The sequence below is a fragment of the Streptococcus sp. SM3 genome, from assembly GCF_027497875.1.
The window spans coordinates 1-17,532 of the sequence record NZ_JAJNSA010000050.1 but is presented as its reverse complement, the minus strand read 5'-3'; the positions used below and the strand labels follow the sequence as shown (position 1 = coordinate 17,532).

Sequence of the window (17,532 nt, the reverse complement as noted above, 5' to 3'; positions counted from 1 at the left end):
GCTCTTTCCCTTCTAGTTTAGAAGGCCTGGTCCAGTCCATAGATTTATGATATAATAGAGCAAATGTAAGTTTAGGAGAAAAAGATGTTTCTGATCGAATTAATCAAGGCGGTTCTTTTTGGGATTGTCGAGGGGATTACAGAATGGTTACCGATCTCAAGTACAGGTCACTTGATTCTGTTACAGGATTTTGTGCAGTTTAAAAATCAAGATCCAGCCTTTATGGAGATGTTCAATGTCGTGATCCAATTGGGTGCGATCCTAGCGGTTGTGGTGATTTATTTCGATAAATTATATCCCTTCAAACCTGGTAAATCTCCACTAGAAGTACGTCGGACTTGGCAATTATGGGCAAAAGTTGCGGTTGCAACCCTCCCTCTTGTCTTTGTTTTTAAATTGGATGATTGGTTTGAGGCGCATTTCCACAATTCGATTTCCGTTGCGATTATGTTGATCACCTACGGGATTGCCTTTATCTATCTGGAAAGACGGGAACAAGTTGAGCCAGCAGTAACGGAATTGCATAAGCTTCCTTATCGAACAGCTCTTTATATCGGACTCTTCCAAGTTTTATCGCTATTTCCAGGAACAAGCCGTTCAGGTGCTACGATTGTAGGTGGCTTGATCAATGGTGTTAGCCGCCCAGTGGTGACAGAATTTACCTTTTATTTGGGGATTCCAGCCATGTTTGGGGCTAGCCTCTTAAAGGTTGGAAAATTCGCTCTTGGCGGACATTCACTAGCACTGGGGCAACTCTTTATTCTACTGGTAGCGATGGGAGTGGCCTTTGTGGTCAGCATGTATGCTATCCGCTTCTTGACAGATTATGTGAAAAATCATGATTTCACTGTCTTTGGGAAATACCGGATCGTTCTTGGTTCCATTTTGCTATTGTATGGACTCTTCCGTATTATTTTCTAAGAGAACGGTTGAACTTGATCAAATTGTTTTCTGAGGTTGGAGACTTTTGTCCCGACCTCTTTTCTATGCATCCTTTTTTTGAATTCTATCCAATTTTTTAGTATAATAGTAAGACTAGAAGTATGAGGTTATGCTATGAAGATGAAGCAAATTAGTGATTCAACTATTAAGATCACGATCCAACTAGAAGACTTAGAAGAACGTGGGATGGAAATTGCTGATTTCCTTGTCCCACAAGAAAAAACAGAAGAGTTTTTCTACGCCATTTTGGATGAACTCGAAATGCCAGAAAGCTTCCTGGATAGCGGGATGCTGAGTTTTCGTGTGACACCAAAACCAGATAAACTGGATGTTTTTGTTACCAAATCAAAAATTGACCAACAATTGGATTTTGAGGATTTATCAGATCTTCCTGATATGGAAGAGTTGTCGCGCATGACGCCAGATGAATTTATCAAAACCCTGGAAAAAACAATCTCTGATAAGACAAAAGGGGATGCAGAAGCTATTCACCATTTGGAACAAGAAGAGTTACGGGACAATCAAGAACAAGATCCTACATCTGAAGCACCAGTAAGTCAGTATATTTATTACATTTTGCGTTTTTCAAATATCCAGCAAGCAGTTGCCTTTTCAAAAACGGTCAGCTTTCCAGTGGATACCTCTGAATTATACAAAATGGGATCCGATTATTATTTAACCGTCTTGATCGATACAGAGGATCAACCAAATCAATATCCAACCTGGTTACTTGCCATCATTCGGGAGTATGCGGATGATTCAGAAGTGACACGGGCAGTTCTGCAGGAACATGGTCATTTATTAATGGTGTCTGGTGCGATTGAGAATTTGAAGAAAGTTGCTAGCTTATGATGTCCTTTTCCTTGCAATTTGTTCTGGTGCTGATTGGGACTTTTGTGATTGCCTTGGTATTGACGCCCTTGGTTCGCCTATTCTCCTTTAAGATTGATGCCGTAGATTATCCGAATGCGCGTCGGATCAATACCAAACCCATGCCAAGCGCGGGTGGACTGTCTATTGTGATCGCTTTTTCGATTGCGACTCTCGTCTTTATTCCTATGCTGACATCCACTACCGCACCAATCAAAAGTTACCTATCCTATACCTTGCCGGTCGTAGGAGCGGGATGGATTATCGCTCTCACTGGCTTGATCGATGATGTAAAAGAGTTGTCTGCCAAGAAAAAGATGATCGGCATCCTGCTGGCAGCGAGTCTGGTCTGGTTTTTGACAGATTTTCGGCTGAATGATTTTAAGATTCCATTCGGTGGTCCCTTACTTCATTTTGAACCATGGCTATCGTATCTTTTGACGGTGATTTGGATTGTTGCCATTACCAATGCAGTCAATCTGATTGATGGATTAGATGGCTTGGTGAGTGGGGTCTCTATTATTTCCCTCGTGACAATGGGGATTGTGTCCTATTTCTTTCTTCCAGTACCCAATCTCTTTCTGACCATGACGATCTTTGTCTTGGTTGCGTCCATAGCTGGCTTCTTTCCCTTTAACTACCATCCAGCCATTCTCTATTTGGGAGACACCGGTGCCTTGTTTATTGGATTCATGATTTCTGTCTTGTCCTTGCAAGGTTTGAAAAATGCAACGGCAGTTGCGGTAGTCACGCCCATGATTATCCTCGGAGTACCGATTACAGATACCTTTTTAGCCATTATCCGTCGGACCCTGTCTGGTCAAAAATTTTATAAACCGGATCGCAATCACTTGCACCACCGACTTCTTTCTCTGGGCTTGACACATCGGGGAACTGTGCTTGTGATCTATGGGATTTCGATGATCTTCTCCTTGATTTCTCTCTTGCTCAATATCTCGAGCCGCATTGGGGGCATCCTACTTGTGATCGGGCTCTTGTTTGGAGTAGAGCTGTTAGCAGAATTGATCGGGGTTCTGGGGCCACATCATAGTCCTTTGTTAAATCTTCTGCGCTATATAGGGAATTCTTCCTATCGGGAGGAAGTTCGTCAAAAACGAAAAGAAAAAACTAAATAAGAATAGTTCTAATCAAAAGAAAAGCCATTTAGGCTTTTTTTTGATATACTTGAAAGGTAAAAAAATACTTTGTGATGAAGGAATCGATGCTTTGAGAAATCTTCCAGACTTCAAAGTAAAAAGAAAGGGAATGCAATGTCGACATTAGAAATTAAAGACCTTCACGTTGAAATTGAAGGCAAAGAAATTTTAAAAGGTGTAAACCTGACCCTAAAAACTGGTGAGATCGCAGCCATCATGGGACCAAACGGAACAGGGAAATCTACTCTGTCAGCTGCCATTATGGGAAACCCAAATTATGAAGTAACCAAAGGGGAGATTCTCTTTGATGGTGTCAACATCTTGGAATTGGAAGTAGACGAACGTGCACGGATGGGCTTGTTCCTTGCTATGCAATACCCTTCAGAAATCCCAGGGATTACCAATGCAGAATTTTTACGTGCAGCCATGAATGCTGGTAAAGAAGAGGACGAGAAGATCTCTATTCGTGATTTCATCAAAAAATTGGATGAAAAGATGGAACTGCTCAACATGAAAGAAGAAATGGCAGAACGCTATTTGAACGAAGGCTTCTCAGGTGGTGAGAAAAAACGCAATGAAATCCTTCAATTGTTGATGTTGGAGCCAACATTTGCCCTTTTGGACGAAATTGACTCTGGTTTGGATATCGATGCTCTTAAGGTCGTATCTAAAGGGGTTAATGCAATGCGGGGTGAAGGTTTTGGAGCGATGATCATCACCCACTACCAACGTTTGTTGAACTATATTACTCCTGACGTCGTTCATGTGATGATGGAAGGTCGTGTCGTGCTTTCAGGTGGACCAGAATTGGCTGCACGCTTGGAACGTGAAGGCTATGCCCAACTCGCAGAAGAACTCGGTTACGACTATAAAGAAGAACTATAACCTGATGACAAGTGATCTAATGTTGTCATAAAATCAAACAGATAGTATCTTTATTAGGAGAAAAAAATGAGTATTGAAAATATTACCCTCTTTTCGGAACTGCATGCTGAGCCAAGCTGGCTGCAAGATTTACGAAAAAAAGCTTTTGACAAGATCGATCAGTTGGAATTGCCAGCCATTGAACGTGTCAAATTCCACCGCTGGAATCTTGGAGATGGGACGATCACAGAAAGCGAGGCTTCTGCCAATGTTCCTGATTTTACAGCCCTCGATTCAAACTTAAAATTGGTCCAAGTTGGAACTCAAACTGTATTTGAACAGGTGCCACAAGCCTTGGCAGACCAAGGAGTCCTTTTCACAGATTTCCATTCTGCCCTAGAAGAAATTCCGCAGGTGGTGGAAGACTACTTCATGTCTTCCGTTAAATACGATGATGATAAACTAGCAGCTTACCACACGGCTTATTTTAATAGTGGGGCTGTCCTTTATGTTCCAGACAATGTCGAAATTTCAGAACCAATTGAAGGTATTTTCTACCAGGATAGTGATAGTGATGTACCTTTTAATAAACACATTTTGATTATTGCAGGCAAAAACAGCAAGTTTAGCTATTTGGAACGCCTAGAATCAAAAGGTGAAGGTTCAGCAACAGCAACTGCTAATGTGACGGTTGAGGTGATTGCCCGCTCAGGTGCCCAAGTGAAATTTGCGGCGATTGACCGTCTGGGTGGAAATGTCACAGCCTACATCAGTCGACGTGGGAAACTAGGTCAGGATGCCAGCATTGATTGGGCTATCGGTGTTATGAACGAAGGTAACGTGGTTGCAGATTTTGACAGTGACTTGGTTGGAAACGGAAGTCATGCAGATTTGAAAGTCGTTGCCTTATCAAGCGGTCGTCAGGTGCAAGGAATTGACACACGTGTGACTAACTTTGGTTGCAACTCGATCGGAAACATCTTGCAACACGGAGTTATTCTTGAAAAAGGAACCTTGACCTTCAATGGAATTGGTCATATTATCAAGGGGGCTAAAGGAGCAGATGCCCAGCAAGAAAGCCGTGTCTTGATGTTATCGGATCAAGCGCGTTCAGATGCCAACCCAATCCTCTTGATTGATGAAAATGATGTCACAGCAGGCCATGCTGCATCGATCGGTCAAGTGGACCCAGAAGATATGTATTACCTCATGAGTCGTGGTCTGGATCAACACACAGCAGAACGCTTAGTGGTGCGTGGTTTCTTGGGATCTGTTATTGTTGAAATCCCAGTTAAAGAAGTACGTGACGAAATGATTGCCACCATTGAAGAAAAGTTATCTCAACGCTAAGGAGAAACAATGCTAGATAAAAATACGATTGCTCAAGATTTTCCCATTCTCGATCAACTAGTTCACGATGAGCCTTTGGTTTATCTAGATAATGCAGCGACGACGCAAAAACCTAAACGTGTTCTTGAAGCCGTTAATCACTATTATTTGCAAGATAACGCCAATGTCCACCGTGGAGTCCATACTTTGGCTGAACGAGCGACAGCAGCCTATGAGGCAGCGCGTGAGAAAGTCAGAAAATTTATCAAGGCTTCATCAACCAAGGAAGTGCTCTTTACAAGAGGGACAACGACCGGACTCAACTGGGTGGCACGCTACGCTGAAGAAGTCCTAAAGGAAGGGGATGAAGTCCTGATTTCCATCATGGAACATCACTCCAATATCATTCCTTGGCAGCAAGCCTGCAAGAAGACAGGAGCAAAACTGGTCTATGTCTATCTAAAAGATGGCTTACTGGATATGCAGGACTTAAAGAGTAAGCTTAGTGAGAAGACAAAATTTGTCTCCATCACCCATGCTTCCAATGTCTTAGGGGTGGTCAATCCGATCAAGGAAATTGCTCGATTAGCTCATGAAGTTGGAGCGATCGTGGTCGTAGATGGGGCTCAATCAACCCCTCATATGGCCATTGATGTACAAGACTTAGATGCGGATTTCTTTGCTTTTTCTGGCCACAAGATGGCTGCACCAACAGGGATTGGTGTCCTCTATGGGAAGGAAGAAATCTTAGAGCGAATGTCTCCGATCGAGTTTGGGGGCGAGATGATTGACTTTGTTTACGAACAATCTGCCTCTTGGAAGGAATTACCTTGGAAATTTGAAGCTGGAACACCCAATATGGCTGGTGCAATTGGTCTTGGTGCAGCAATCGATTACTTAGAAGAGCTGGGTATGGACCAAGTAGAAGCGCATGAGCAAGAATTGATTGCTTATGTGTTTCCAAAATTACAGGCGATCGAAGGCTTGACCATCTATGGTTCCCAAGACTTAGCCCAACGTTCTGGCGTCATTTCCTTCAATCTAGGAGATCTCCATCCGCATGACTTAGCAACAGCACTAGATTATGAAGGGATTGCCGTTCGTGCAGGTCACCACTGTGCACAACCGCTTCTTCAATACCTACAAGTCCCAGCGACAACGAGAGCAAGTTTTTATATCTACAACACCAAAGCGGACTGTGATAAATTAATTGAGGCATTGATCAAAGCAAAGGAGTTTTTCAATGGCACTTTCTAAATTAGATTCGCTGTACATGGCGGTCGTAGCTGACCATTCAAAACACCCTCACCATCAGGGCCAGATTGAAGATGTTGATCAGATCCAACTCAACAATCCAACTTGTGGAGATGTGATCCAGTTAAGTGTGAAATTTGATGAGAATGACAGGGTGGAAGATATCGCCTTTGTTAATTCAGGATGTACGATCTCAACAGCTTCAGCTAGCATGATGACAGATGCTGTAATGGGAAAAACAAAAGAGGAAGTCGAAGAATTGGCACAGGTCTTTTCAGAAATGGTCCAAGGTCAATCAGATCCTCGGCAAGAGGAGTTGGGAGATGCAGCCTTCTTATCTGGAGTCTCAAAATTCCCACAACGGATTAAATGTGCGACCCTCTCCTGGAATGCTCTTAAAAAAGCGATCGAACGTAGCAAATAATTAAAAGAAGAAACAGAGAAAGAAAGGAAATTATGGCTGAAGAAAGAGTCGAACCGAAACCAATTGATCTCGGTGAATATAAATTTGGATTTCACGATGACGTTCAACCCATTCTCTCTACCGGGAAGGGATTGAATGAAGCGGTTATTCGTGAATTGTCTGCAGCAAAAAATGAACCAGAATGGATGCTCGAATTCCGTTTGAAATCTTTTGAAACCTTCAAAAAGATGCCCATGCAAACCTGGGGAGCCGATCTATCAGAGATTGACTTTGATGATTTGATCTATTATCAAAAACCTTCGGATAAACCTGCCCGTTCATGGGACGAAGTTCCAGAGAAAATCAAGGAAACCTTTGAGCGTATCGGGATTCCTGAAGCGGAACGTGCTTACCTAGCAGGGGCTTCTGCTCAGTATGAATCAGAAGTGGTTTACCACAATATGAAAGAAGAGTTTGAAAAGTTGGGGATTATCTTTACCGATACGGATTCTGCCCTAAAAGAATACCCAGACCTTTTCAAACAGTATTTTGCGAAGTTAGTACCGCCAACGGATAACAAATTGGCTGCCCTCAACTCAGCAGTCTGGTCTGGTGGAACCTTCATTTATGTACCAAAAGGCGTAAAAGTAGACGTTCCCCTTCAAACTTACTTCCGTATCAACAATGAAAATACAGGTCAGTTTGAGCGCACGTTGATTATCGTGGATGAGGGAGCAAGTGTTCACTATGTAGAAGGCTGTACAGCGCCTACCTACTCAAGCAATAGCCTCCATGCAGCGATTGTTGAGATCTTTGCCTTGGATGGTGCTTATATGCGCTACACGACCATCCAAAACTGGTCTGACAATGTCTATAACTTGGTCACCAAGCGGGCCAAAGCCCAAAAAGATGCTACAGTTGAGTGGATCGATGGAAACCTAGGTGCGAAGACAACCATGAAGTACCCATCTGTTTATCTAGATGGAGAAGGAGCGCGCGGGACCATGTTGTCCATTGCCTTTGCGAATGCAGGTCAACACCAAGATACAGGTGCCAAGATGATCCACAATGCACCTCACACTAGCTCGTCTATCGTATCTAAATCCATCGCGAAAGGTGGCGGAAAGGTAGACTACCGTGGACAAGTTACCTTTAACAAAAATTCCAAGAAATCAGTTTCTCACATCGAGTGTGACACCATTATCATGGATGATTTATCTGCATCAGATACGATTCCATTTAATGAAATCCACAACTCACAAGTTGCTTTGGAGCACGAAGCCAAGGTTTCAAAAATCTCAGAAGAACAACTGTATTATTTGATGAGTCGTGGTTTGTCTGAATCAGAAGCGACAGAAATGATTGTCATGGGATTTGTAGAGCCCTTTACAAAAGAACTTCCAATGGAATATGCCGTTGAGTTAAACCGACTCATTAGCTACGAAATGGAAGGATCTGTAGGATAATTCATTTTCATCAATCAAAAATCACAATGGATTTGACTCCATTGTGATTTTTTTGCTTATAATTTTTCGTTGACATAACGGACGAATTCATTCCACCAAACTTTTAAGAAGAAGCTTTTCTCAATGGTTCTTCCTGCTACCATATCGACCGTTGGCTCTTGATCTTCTAAGTAGCCACGTCCGATTTTATCTGGATCAGTGTAGTGTAATTTTCCAAGATTAGTGCCTGATTTGACAGGTGCTCGGAATGATTCTTGGTCACTCTTGAATTGAATTTTTGGTTCCGCTTGACTACCTTGTTTTTCGACGATATAGAAGTCTTTTTTTGCAACAGCTAAAACAGTATCTGACTTCCCATCCATGATAGTTGCCTTACTTTTTCCGTAGGGATCTCCTTCTTTGACGACAATGGAAGAAACAAAGGTCCGTACCACGTAGTTCATCAGAGAAGAAGTAGCCACAAAACGTGCATACGGATCACCGTCAACTGCCTCCACTCCTAGGACAACAGTGATCATATGGATGCCATTTTGCGTTGTTGATGCAGCAAAGGTGATGCCACCTTTGGTAGAGTTGCTGACCCGTAGGCCATCAACTCCAGAACGGTAATTCGGCATGCCTTCTAGCATCAGGTTGGGGTTTTCAATCTGCGTGTTTGAAAAAAGAGCAGTGGGTTTTGAAGTATATTTGGTCACTTCAGGAAAATCCTGGAGTAAGTGCTTGGCAATAACAGCAATATCATAAGCACTCAATTGATTTTCATCCTCTTTCCCTTCAGGATCTCCACTGATGGTTTGTGTATTTAAGCCTGTCGCGTTGATCAAGTGGGGAGATTTAATGCCCCAGGTAGACAATTTTTGCTTCATCATTTCAACGAAGCTTTTCTCAGAGCCACCCACTTTCTCAGCTAAGGCCAAGGCAGCAGTGCTAGAATTTCCAACTAAAAGAGCAGTCAATAACTGTTCAACTGTATATTGGTTTGCCTCCATAGGAAGAGTACCAGCACCTTCGATATCATTTAAGGCCAGAGCTTTCTCAGACAGTTTGATAGGATCTTTTAGAGAAAGTTTTTTTTCATGAATAGCTTCGAAAATCAGATAAGTGGTCAAGAGTGTAGATAGTCCCCCCACATCTCGCTTTTTCTCTGAATCCTTTTCATATAAAATTTTACCTGTATCAGCTTCAACAGCAATAGCACTTTGAGCAGGAAGTTCTAGCTCATCTGCCAGAACTACTTGATAAGGTAAACTGCATAACAGCAGGATGAAGGTTAAAAAAGAAAGAAAGAATTTTTTCACAGTTGTTTCCTCGTTGCTTAGTCCTCTCTATTGTATCATACAAATGATTAATGGAAAATCGTAAAATCATCAATTAGGCTAAAAAATCAGTCATAGCAAGGCTTTTGGATGGTGTTGAAGCGAATATTCAGAAAATTTAGTTTACTTTTTTTTTTAGTTGTGATATAATCTTAAACAAATCTAAAAAAACTATTGGAGAATTCCTATGAAAAAAGGTAAAGTATTCGCAGTTGCCGGAGTAACACTCCTTGCAGCTGGATTGTTGGCTGCATGTTCTGGTTCAAATACTAGTAAAGCAAGCTCAGGTGAAGACAAAAACTATGGTTATGTCTACACAGATGATCCTCAAACTTTGGACTACACTGTATCTTCTAAAGCTGCTACACATGATATCACTACAAATGTCGTAGATGGTTTGATGGCAAATGACAAGTATGGAAATCTTGTGCCATCACTTGCAGAAGATTGGTCTGTTTCAAAAGATGGTTTGACTTATACCTACAAGATTCGTAAGGGTGTTAAATGGTACGATGCAGATGGTGAAGAACATGGTGAAGTGACTGCCAAAGACTTCGTAACTGGTTTGAAACACGCTGCTGATAAAAAATCTGAAACCCTTTCACTTGTTCAAGGTTCTGTCAAAGGCTTGGATGATTATGTACAAGGAAAAACTACAGACTTTAGCCAAGTTGGTGTCAAAGCTGTTGATGATTACACACTTCAATATACATTGAACAAACCTGAAACCTTCTGGAACTCTAAAACAACAAACGGAATCTTGTTCCCAATTAGCACAGAGTTCTTGAAGAGTAAGGGAGATGATTTTGGTCAACCAAACGATGTGAAATCAATCCTTGCAAACGGACCTTTCCTTCTTAAATCTATTACATCAAAATCATCTGTTGTATTTGAAAAGAATGACAACTACTGGGATAAGAAAAACGTTCACCTTAAAGAAGTGAAACTCACTTATTATGATGGATCAGACCAAGATTCATTGGCGCGTGGTTTCTCTGATGGTGCTTATACAGCTGCTCGTCTTTTCCCGGCAAGTTCAAACTTTGCAACTGTATCTAAAAAATACAAAGACAACATCTATAATACACCGGCTGGTTCAGGGGTAGCGGTTCTTGGTTTCAACATTGACCGTCAATCATACAAACACACTGCTAAGAAATCAGATGCTGAAAAGACTGCAACTAAGAAAGCAATCTTGAACAAAGATTTCCGTCAAGCTATCACTTTTGCCTTGAACCGTGAAAACTACTCAGCGCAAGTAAATAGTAAAGCATTTGCTAAACCAGCTATCCGTAATACCTACACAGCTCCAGCCTTTGTGCAAGTGAATGGAAAAGACTTTGGAGATGTGGTTGCAGATAAATTGAGTACATATGGTGATCAATGGAAAGGTGTCAACCTTGCAGATGGTCAAGACGGTCTTTACAACAAAGACAAAGCAAAAGCACAACTTGAAAAAGCAAAAGCTGAACTTCAAAAAGATGGCGTTCAATTCCCAATTCATATTGACGTACCAGTAGCACAAAACTCTACAAACTTTGTTTCACGGATGCAATCATTGAAACAAACAGTGGAAGATACTCTTGGTAAAGACAATGTTGTCCTTGACCTTCAAATGATGGACCAAGACGAGGTGTTGAACATCACATTGAATGTTCCATCAGCTGCAGATGCAGATTGGGATCTTCAAGGATTGGTCGGATGGAACCCAGACTACGATGATCCATCAACTTACCTTGATACTCTTCAACCATCATCAGAAGACCAAACAAAAGTCTACCTTGGTTTTGCAGGTGGTGTAGATAATGCTTCAGCCAAAGCAGTTGGCTTGGATGAGTATGCGAAACTTCTTGCAGATGCTAATAGCGAATCACTTGATGTAGCTAAACGTTACGAAAAATATGCTGCTGCTCAAGCTTGGTTGAGTGACAGTGCCTTGGTAATCCCAACAATGTCAAGCACAGGCGCAGCAACAGTTGTTTCTAAAGTGGTTCCATTCTCTGGCCCATCAGCTCAAACAGGTAACAAAGGATCAGCTTACTTCAAATATGTAGAAGTTCAGGATGAACCTGTTACTAAGAAACAATACGAACAAGCACGTGAAAAATGGCAAAAAGAAAAAGCTGAGTCAAACAAAAAAGCTCAACAAGATCTTGAAAAACACGTTAAATAATTAAATTATTGCTTTTCATTAGAACTTTCTCTTCTAGGGGAGAAAGTTCTTTTGGACATTAAAGGAATGAAATATGAAAAAATATGTTTTTATGCGTATTTTGCGTTCGTTAGTGTCGATCTTTCTCGTCACGACATTAACCTACATGATTATCTATACGCTAACACCGAGAAATCTCATCTTTAAAAATGACCCTAACTACAATAAAGTAGCGAAGACAAAAGATTCGAAGATCAACTACGAAAATACAGTCTATGATCGCATGGGTTATTTGGAATACATGGATTCAAAGAGCTTGCAACAAAAAGCAAGTAAAGAAGATTCTTCTGTAACAGTTGATGCGACTACTGCTAATGAAAAGATCTATAAAGAATACATTAACAAATTAGGTCATGGTTGGCAGTTGAAACGTTTCCCAGAAAGTAAGTCTTTCTATGCAGTGCGTGAAATTCCAGTTTTTGAACGTGTCGTCAGCTTCTATGCGAATTTGATTCAATTTGATCATCCAGGTTGGGTGAAAGATGCTTCAAATCCAAACCTCAAACGCTATATCCGCATTGAAAATGATCCGTCTATTGGATGGTCTGTAGTGGGTTCTGGAACGAAACATAAATATCTTTTGTACTTCAACGGTCAATTCCCATATGTACACCAAAACTTTGTGACCTTAAACCTAGGAAATTCATATCCAACATATTCAAATACCCCAGTTCTTCAAGTTATTACCCAAGGACAAGGAACGACTAAGAAGAGTGAAGTGAACTTCCCAACAGGTAAGAAAACATCATCAATTGATATCTACTCACGTACCTACAAATCACCAAGTAAGGCAGATTCACAAGATATCAGTCGATTTGGTAAAGGGGATGCGTATACAGCAACTTTGAGCAACTATGAGAATCCATCCATGATTGCATCTTCTTCAATCATTGGTTTGATTGGTATTGCAATTTCTTATTTGATTGCGATCCCATTAGGATCTTACATGGCTCTGTTCAAGAACTCATGGTTTGATAGCATCTCAACAGCTGCTTTGACATTTATGATGTCTCTCCCAACCATTGCTTCGGTCTACATTGTCCGTTTAGCAGGTTCATTCTTTGGGCTTCCAGACTCATTCCCAGTTCTTGGAGCACAGGATTGGCGTTCATATGTATTGCCGTCCCTGATTCTTGGTTTATTGAGTGCACCATTTAACGCCGTTTGGATTCGTCGTTACATGATTGATATCCATTCACAAGATTTCGTCCGTTTTGCTCGTTCAAAAGGATTATCAGAACGTGAGATTTCAAAAAAACACATCTTCAAAAATGCGATGGTTCCATTGGTATCTGGTATCCCGACATCTATTATTGGAGTTATCTCAGGTGCGACACTTACTGAAACAGTCTTCGCTTTCCCAGGTATGGGTAAAATGTTGATTGACTCTATTAAAGCATCAAACAACACCATGGTTATCGGACTTGTCTTCATCTTCACATCGCTTGGTATCTTTGCTGCCATGTTAGGTGATATCTTGATGACGGTACTTGACCCACGGATTAAATTAACGAATACGAAAGGAGGCAAATAATGGCTACAATCGATAAAAATAAATTTCAGTTTGTAAAACGCGATGACTTTGCCTCTGAAGTAATCGATGCTCCAGCATATTCATACTGGAAATCTGTATTCAGACAATTCTTTAAGAAAAGAACCACGATCATTATGCTTGCTGTTTTGATTGGGATTCTCTTGATGAGTTTTATCTACCCTATGTTTTCAAATTTTGATTACAATGATGTTAGTAAGGTCAATGACTTTACTGCTCGTTTGAATCCACCAAGTGGGAAAGCACTATTTGGTACAGATAACAACGGTAAATCCCTCTTTGATGGAGTTTGGTTTGGTGCTCGAAATTCTATTATCATTTCCTTTATCGCAACTGTTATTAACGTGGTGGTCGGAGTCATCGTTGGTGGAATTTGGGGAATCTCAAAATCCATCGACCGTATCATGATGGAAGTTTATAACGTTATTTCAAACATTCCATTTATGTTGATCGTTATCGTCTTGACTTACTCAATGGGATCTGGTTTCTGGAACTTGATTCTTGCCATGTCCTTAACAGGATGGATCGGAATTGCCTACATGATTCGTGTTCAAATCATGCGTTACCGTGATTTGGAGTACAACTTGGCCAGTCGAACATTAGGAACGCCAACTTTGAAAATTGTTACGAAAAATATTTTACCTCAATTGGTATCTGTAATCGTGACCCAAACATCACAAATGTTACCAAGTTTTATTTCTTACGAAGCTTTCCTTTCCTTCTTCGGACTTGGTCTTCCAATTACAGTTCCAAGTTTGGGACGGTTGATTTCTGACTATTCTCAAAACGTAACTACAAATGCCTACCTATTCTGGATTCCGCTTACCGTTTTGATTTTAGTATCCTTGTCATTCTTTATCGTCGGACAAAACTTGGCCGATGCCAGCGACCCACGTACACATAGATAGGAGGAGTAGATATGACATCAAATAACAATATTATTTTATCTGCTCAAGATATCGTAGTGGAATTTGACGTGCGCGATCGCGTATTGACAGCTATTCGTGGCGTATCGCTTGAGCTAGAAGAAGGTGAAGTTCTTGCCTTAGTTGGTGAGTCAGGTTCAGGGAAATCAGTTTTGACAAAAACGTTCACCGGAATGTTAGAAGATAACGGCCGTATTGCTCAAGGTTCGATTAAATACCGTGGTCAAGAATTGACAGATTTGAAATCGAATAAAGATTGGGAAAATATTCGTGGATCTAAGATCGCTACAATTTTCCAAGACCCAATGACAAGTTTGGACCCAATCAACACAATTGGTTCACAAATTACAGAAGTCATTATCAAACACCAAGGGAAAACAGCTAAAGAAGCCAAAGAAATGGCTTTGGACTATATGGAGAAAGTTGGAATTCCAGATGCTGAACGTCGTTTTGATGAGTATCCATTCCAATATTCAGGTGGGATGCGTCAACGGATCGTTATTGCCATCGCCTTGGCCTGCCGTCCAGATATTTTAATCTGTGACGAACCAACAACAGCCCTTGACGTAACCATTCAAGCGCAAATCATTGATTTGTTGAAATCCCTTCAAAAAGAATACCAATTTACAGTTATCTTTATCACCCACGACTTAGGTGTGGTTGCAAGTATTGCAGATAAAGTAGCCGTTATGTATGCTGGAGAAATTGTTGAGTTTGGTAAAGTAGAAGAAATTTTCTACGATCCAAAACATCCCTACACATGGAGCTTGCTTTCAAGCTTGCCTCAATTGTCAACCTCAGATGGTGATCTTTACTCTATTCCAGGAACTCCGCCTTCATTGTATGCTCCGATTAAAGGAGATGCTTTTGCACTTCGTTCAGACTATGCGATGCAGATTGATTTTGAAGAAGAGGCACCTGCTTTCAAAGTAACCGATACTCACTGGGCTAAGACATGGTTGCTCCATCCAGATGCACCAACAGTTCATAAACCAGAAGTAATCGAAAACCTTCACGAAAAGATTGGCTCAAAAATGGGCTTCACTCACATTACAGAATAGGAGGAAGGAAATGACTGAAAAATTAGTTGAAATTAAAGATTTAGAAATTTCCTTCGGTGAAGGAAGTAAAAAATTCGTTGCTGTAAAGAACGCCAACTTTTTCATTAATAAGGGAGAAACTTTCTCTCTTGTTGGTGAATCAGGAAGTGGGAAGACAACAATTGGACGTGCGATCATCGGTCTGAATGATACAAGTGCTGGAGAAATTATTTATGACGGTCGCAAGATCAACGGAAAAAACTCTCATAGTGAAAAATCAGAGTTGATCCGTAAAATTCAAATGATCTTCCAAGACCCAGCAGCAAGTTTGAATGAACGTGCTACAGTTGATTATATTATCTCCGAAGGTTTGATCAACCACCATTTGTTTAACAGCGAAGAAGAACGTCAGGAAAAAGTAAAAAATATTATGCATGAAGTTGGGCTTCTAGCAGAACATTTGACACGTTATCCTCACGAATTCTCAGGTGGTCAACGTCAACGGATCGGTATTGCCCGTGCTCTTGTCATGGAACCAGAATTTGTCATTGCGGATGAACCAATCTCAGCCCTTGACGTTTCAGTACGTGCACAGGTCTTGAACCTTTTGAAAAAATTCCAAAGAGAATTAGGCTTGACCTATCTCTTTATCGCCCATGACTTGTCAGTTGTGCGCTTCATTTCTGACCGTATTGCAGTTATCTATAAAGGGGTTATTGTAGAAGTAGCAGAAACTGAAGAGCTATTTAATCACCCAATCCATCCATACACCCAATCCCTACTTTCAGCAGTCCCAATTCCAGATCCAATTCTAGAACGTAAAAAAGTTCTAAAAATCTACGATCCAGAACAACATGATTACTCTGAAGATAAACCACAAATGGTTGAAATTAAACCAGGTCATTATGTATGGGCTAACAAAGCTGAAGAAAACAAATACAGACAAGAATATAAATAGAGAGGATTCCCTCTCTATTTTTTTATTTCAAAAAAACTTTCAAAAAAATAAATTTTTTTGAGAAAAAGTGTTGACAGTAAGGAGAGGTCATGATATACTAATATAGTTGTCGCGCGAGAGCGACAAAGACCTTTGAAAACTGAACAAGACGAACCAATGTGCAGGGCGCTATAACTAAGGTTATAGTAACTGAACAATAAAAAAACAATAAATCTGTCAGTGACAGAATGAGTTTAAGACAAACAATTATTTTAATGAGAGTTTGATCCTGGCTCAGGATGAACGCTGGCGGCGTGCCTAATACATGCAAGTAGAACGCTGAAGCTTGGTGCTTGCACCGAGCGGATGAGTTGCGAACGGGTGAGTAACGCGTAGGTAACCTGCCTCTTAGCGGGGGATAACTATTGGAAACGATAGCTAATACCGCATAAAAGTCGATATCGCATGATATTGATTTGAAAGGTGCAAATGCATCACTAAGAGATGGACCTGCGTTGTATTAGCTAGTTGGTGAGGTAACGGCTCACCAAGGCGACGATACATAGCCGACCTGAGAGGGTGATCGGCCACACTGGGACTGAGACACGGCCCAGACTCCTACGGGAGGCAGCAGTAGGGAATCTTCGGCAATGGGGGCAACCCTGACCGAGCAACGCCGCGTGAGTGAAGAAGGTTTTCGGATCGTAAAGCTCTGTTGTAAGAGAAGAACGAGTGTGAGAGTGGAAAGTTCACACTGTGACGGTAACTTACCAGAAAGGGACGGCTAACTACGTGCCAGCAGCCGCGGTAATACGTAGGTCCCGAGCGTTATCCGGATTTATTGGGCGTAAAGCGAGCGCAGGCGGTTAGATAAGTCTGAAGTTAAAGGCTGTGGCTTAACCATAGTACGCTTTGGAAACTGTTTAACTTGAGTGCAGAAGGGGAGAGTGGAATTCCATGTGTAGCGGTGAAATGCGTAGATATATGGAGGAACACCGGTGGCGAAAGCGGCTCTCTGGTCTGTAACTGACGCTGAGGCTCGAAAGCGTGGGGAGCAAACAGGATTAGATACCCTGGTAGTCCACGCCGTAAACGATGAGTGCTAGGTGTTGGGTCCTTTCCGGGACTCAGTGCCGCAGCTAACGCATTAAGCACTCCGCCTGGGGAGTACGACCGCAAGGTTGAAACTCAAAGGAATTGACGGGGGCCCGCACAAGCGGTGGAGCATGTGGTTTAATTCGAAGCAACGCGAAGAACCTTACCA

Annotated in this window: 14 protein-coding genes and 1 rRNA gene; 14 read left to right on the top strand and 1 reads right to left on the bottom strand. The window is 41.4% G+C overall.

Annotation, left to right across the window (positions count from 1 at the left end; genetic code table 11):
• Positions 1 to 84 precede the first annotated feature (84 nt).
• The 8 genes from PAN06_RS08500 (at position 85) to sufB (ending at position 8,285) form a co-directional block, all read left to right on the top strand.
• On the top strand, positions 85 to 921 hold the full coding sequence (locus tag PAN06_RS08500) for an undecaprenyl-diphosphate phosphatase (RefSeq protein ID WP_251458533.1): 837 nt from the start codon (positions 85 to 87) through the stop codon (positions 919 to 921).
• A 135-nt stretch (positions 922 to 1,056) separates the two neighbouring features.
• Entirely contained in the window at positions 1,057 to 1,794 is a 738-nt protein-coding gene (mecA, locus tag PAN06_RS08495) for an adaptor protein MecA (RefSeq protein ID WP_003004768.1), read from the top strand.
• Positions 1,791 to 2,948: an MraY family glycosyltransferase gene (locus PAN06_RS08490; protein ID WP_269796063.1), complete on the top strand. Its 1,158-nt coding sequence runs from the start codon at positions 1,791 to 1,793 to the stop codon at positions 2,946 to 2,948. The genes mecA and PAN06_RS08490 overlap by 4 nt, the downstream gene beginning before the upstream one ends.
• 135 nt (positions 2,949 to 3,083) lie before the next feature.
• A complete protein-coding gene (gene sufC / locus PAN06_RS08485) occupies positions 3,084 to 3,854 on the top strand; it encodes a Fe-S cluster assembly ATPase SufC (RefSeq protein WP_003004238.1) in 771 nt (256 codons plus the stop codon).
• Positions 3,855 to 3,920: 66 nt separating this feature from the next.
• Complete coding sequence (gene sufD / locus PAN06_RS08480) at positions 3,921 to 5,183, top strand: Fe-S cluster assembly protein SufD (RefSeq protein WP_269796062.1); 1,263 nt, start codon at positions 3,921 to 3,923, stop codon at positions 5,181 to 5,183.
• A gap of 9 nt (positions 5,184 to 5,192) precedes the next feature.
• A complete protein-coding gene (locus tag PAN06_RS08475; RefSeq protein ID WP_269796061.1) occupies positions 5,193 to 6,419 on the top strand; it encodes a cysteine desulfurase in 1,227 nt (408 codons plus the stop codon).
• Complete coding sequence (sufU, locus tag PAN06_RS08470; RefSeq protein WP_003010276.1) at positions 6,406 to 6,840, top strand: Fe-S cluster assembly sulfur transfer protein SufU; 435 nt, start codon at positions 6,406 to 6,408, stop codon at positions 6,838 to 6,840. The genes PAN06_RS08475 and sufU overlap by 14 nt, the downstream gene beginning before the upstream one ends.
• Positions 6,841 to 6,872: 32 nt before the next feature.
• Positions 6,873 to 8,285, top strand: coding sequence for a Fe-S cluster assembly protein SufB (gene sufB, locus PAN06_RS08465; RefSeq protein WP_003010279.1), 1,413 nt, complete (start codon positions 6,873 to 6,875; stop codon positions 8,283 to 8,285).
• A 56-nt stretch (positions 8,286 to 8,341) separates the two neighbouring features.
• Here sufB and PAN06_RS08460 read toward each other — a convergent pair whose 3' ends face one another.
• The gene (locus tag PAN06_RS08460) at positions 8,342 to 9,583 is read right to left on the bottom strand and encodes a serine hydrolase (protein ID WP_223325792.1); all 1,242 of its coding nucleotides are present in this window, start codon (positions 9,581 to 9,583) and stop codon (positions 8,342 to 8,344) included.
• A 205-nt stretch (positions 9,584 to 9,788) separates the two neighbouring features.
• On the opposite strand from PAN06_RS08460, the gene PAN06_RS08455 reads away from it, so the two are divergent.
• From PAN06_RS08455 to PAN06_RS08430, 6 genes are all read left to right on the top strand, one after another.
• Positions 9,789 to 11,774: a peptide ABC transporter substrate-binding protein gene (locus PAN06_RS08455; protein WP_201037686.1), complete on the top strand. Its 1,986-nt coding sequence runs from the start codon at positions 9,789 to 9,791 to the stop codon at positions 11,772 to 11,774.
• A 73-nt stretch (positions 11,775 to 11,847) separates the two neighbouring features.
• A complete protein-coding gene (locus tag PAN06_RS08450; protein WP_023919303.1) occupies positions 11,848 to 13,347 on the top strand; it encodes an ABC transporter permease in 1,500 nt (499 codons plus the stop codon).
• Positions 13,347 to 14,273 carry an oligopeptide ABC transporter permease OppC gene (gene oppC / locus PAN06_RS08445; protein WP_201037685.1) on the top strand — a complete coding sequence of 309 codons (927 nt, stop codon included), beginning with the start codon at positions 13,347 to 13,349 and terminating at the stop codon, positions 14,271 to 14,273. The genes PAN06_RS08450 and oppC overlap by 1 nt, the downstream gene beginning before the upstream one ends.
• Positions 14,274 to 14,284: 11 nt before the next feature.
• On the top strand, positions 14,285 to 15,352 hold the full coding sequence (locus tag PAN06_RS08440; RefSeq protein WP_003010293.1) for an ABC transporter ATP-binding protein: 1,068 nt from the start codon (positions 14,285 to 14,287) through the stop codon (positions 15,350 to 15,352).
• 10 nt (positions 15,353 to 15,362) lie between these two features.
• Positions 15,363 to 16,289, top strand: a complete 927-nt coding sequence (locus tag PAN06_RS08435) for an ATP-binding cassette domain-containing protein (protein WP_003010296.1) — start codon at positions 15,363 to 15,365, stop codon at positions 16,287 to 16,289.
• A 250-nt stretch (positions 16,290 to 16,539) separates the two neighbouring features.
• A 16S ribosomal RNA gene (locus PAN06_RS08430) occupies positions 16,540 to 17,532 on the top strand; the annotation flags it as partial.